This is a genomic window from Clostridia bacterium (assembly GCA_017405765.1).
In the GTDB taxonomy this organism is placed as follows: domain Bacteria; phylum Bacillota; class Clostridia; order Oscillospirales; family RGIG577; genus RGIG577.
On the sequence record JAFQZS010000023.1, the window covers coordinates 1 to 2,381 of the forward strand.

The following is a 2,381-nucleotide window of genomic DNA, read 5'->3' on the forward strand; positions in this document are numbered from 1 at the left end:
ACCATGCAGACGGCTCGTATGAGGTGATACATCCCTATATAGACAGAGAAAAAAGAACGGCAACCTTTGTGCTGCGACATTTTTCCGACTTCTCTTTTGCGGAGTGCGAGGACGCGGAGGCGGATATTTCTCTTGCGGGAATGACGCTTTCGTATAAGATCGCTTTGCCGGACGGCGTGTCGTCAAGCCTTATCGTAGGGCTTTACAATGAAAACGGCGTTATGACCGAAAGCAGAGTGATCAATGTTCCCATATCATCTGAAGGAAAGTTCGTGCTGCCCGAATCTCATGAATACAGGGTATTTCTTCTTGCTTCCGAAAGCGGCGTTCCGCTTTTGGAAGGGTGAGCAGCGCACCCGAATTTAAAACAATTTCCAAATGACGAAGAGAAGGGATGAAAAAATGAAAAAACTTATATCGGTATTTATTTGCCTCGCGCTGCTTCTTACGCTGATGCCTGCGGCGATGGCGGCGGACGAGACCGTAGAGGTGACGTTCGATTATGACGAAAGTCTTTGCACCGTTACGGTATTTGATGAAACGACCATGGAGGACGAAAAGCCCGCCGTGCTTAAAAAAGGCAGCGGCAGTGTTGACCTTCCGGCGGATACCCGTATCGCATTTACGATAAGCGATATTAAAAAGGGCTATCGGATAAAAGAAATCAGATTCAACACCTGGTTCGACGGGACGCAGAGCTTTTTGCAGCAAAGCAAAAAACTCGGAGCGATGTATTTAGGTATGGTATCGAGGGATCTTTATGTGGAGATCGCGCTTGAGCTGATACCGCAGGAGCTTCCGGTAATCGAAGGTGCGGGGATATACTTTGATGACAAAATGGTCTATCCGGCGTATGAGTACATTTGCTTCGAGGATGAGCCGACGCTTGTTCTCTTCGGCAAAGGCATATACAGCGACGGAGAGCAGCACCCCGAGTATTATGCGGACTGCCAATGGCAGTACAGCGTGGACGGCGAGATGTGGTACAACGTTGATTTGGATGGTCCATTTGTATTCATAATACCTGATCCCAAGATCGAGATAGATCCCAAGACAGATCCATATGATCTGCGCTATGTAATGAGCCCGAATGCAGTTTACAGTACGGGAGATACGGTATACTCTGATATTGTTCATATAAATTCAGGGATATCCCACATAGAATATGACGAAAACGGTCTTCCCATGCTCGACGAGCCTATAGGTCTTAAATGGGGCGAAACGGGCAAAGGAGAGCCGTACCCAGGGTATATATCCCACATTCCCGCACGCCGCACCCAAGGGTTGTACAAACTTTCCCTTTTTAAGGAGAACGAGGATGGGGATCCCGAGGAAATAGACTGGACGGATTTTCACAGCGACGATTACACCGAATACGATATCTTTGTAAGCGATTTCGAGGAGAGCGGCGATTATTACTTCACCGTGGTAACGCTCGGAGATAATACGGAGTATGCCGACAGCAATGCGGCAGTCTCGCAAACGTGGCACTTTGACAAGCCGGAGGAGCGGCTGAATGCGCCCTATGACCTTTCATGGAGATTTGATGAAGGATATTACATGATGCATTGGGACTACGCCGGAATTCATCGGAGATGTGGGTACCATGGGTAAAATAGACTTTAAGGACGACCATAGCAGTATACCGGACTCCTATATAGAGGAGAACGGAGAGGGATATTACTATTTCAATGTGCGCCTTTTAAGCTCGGATATCACAACGGCATTATGCAGCGATTGGTCTGAAATGAGCGAACCTTACTATATTTCCGACGTGTCTTTAGAGCTTAACGAGATCATAGACGCATTGACCGAAGAAAGCACCCCTGAGGAAATAGAGGACGCAGTAGCGCAGGTACGCGATATCGACACTGCCGACCTTGCCGTAATTATGGCGGCCGACATAAGCAATACGCAGGCCGCAGGCAATATCGCATGGCTTGAACAGATGGCGGGAAGAACGCCCTTTGTTGTAGTCACGGACGCCGTGAGCGAAACGCTGCCCGAGGCAGAGGTGAGCGTTATAGGCGCAGGCCTTAATGCAGAAGAGGGACAGTCGGTCGTGCTTAAAATCGACAGAGCCGAAAACGATCATGTTCTGCCGACTATGTATAAGAATTCGGTGAGCTTTTCAATGGATATCGTGGACGAAGAAACAAATGAAAGCATAATAACGGAGAACGAAGAGCTTTCGGTGCCCGTTAAGGTGTCGCTTCCGATACCGGACGGCATAAACCTTGATTTTCTTAATATTCTCCACCACCATGCAGACGGCTCGTATGAGGTGATACATCCCTATATAGACAGAGAAAAAAGAACGGCAACCTTTGTGCTGCGACATTTTTCCGACTTCTCTTTTGCGGAGTGCGAGGACGCGGAGG

3 protein-coding genes are annotated in these 2,381 nt (G+C 48.4%); all 3 read left to right on the forward strand.

The annotated features are described in order from the left end of the window. A partial coding sequence (locus tag IJG50_04140; GenBank protein ID MBQ3379040.1) for a hypothetical protein occupies positions 1-347 on the forward strand: 347 nt, incomplete at its 5' end. A 55-nt stretch (positions 348-402) separates the two neighbouring features. Then, on the forward strand, positions 403-1,614 hold the full coding sequence (locus IJG50_04145) for a hypothetical protein (protein MBQ3379041.1): 1,212 nt from the start codon (positions 403-405) through the stop codon (positions 1,612-1,614). Beyond that, the coding region (locus IJG50_04150) for a hypothetical protein (GenBank protein MBQ3379042.1) at positions 1,607-2,381 on the forward strand (775 nt) is incomplete at its 3' end. The genes IJG50_04145 and IJG50_04150, both read left to right, overlap by 8 nt.

Excerpts from the sequence above, each read along its gene's own strand:
- IJG50_04145 (MBQ3379041.1), top strand. The coding sequence starts at position 403 with ATGAAAAAACTTATATCGGTATTTATTTGCCTCGCGCTGCTTCTTACG.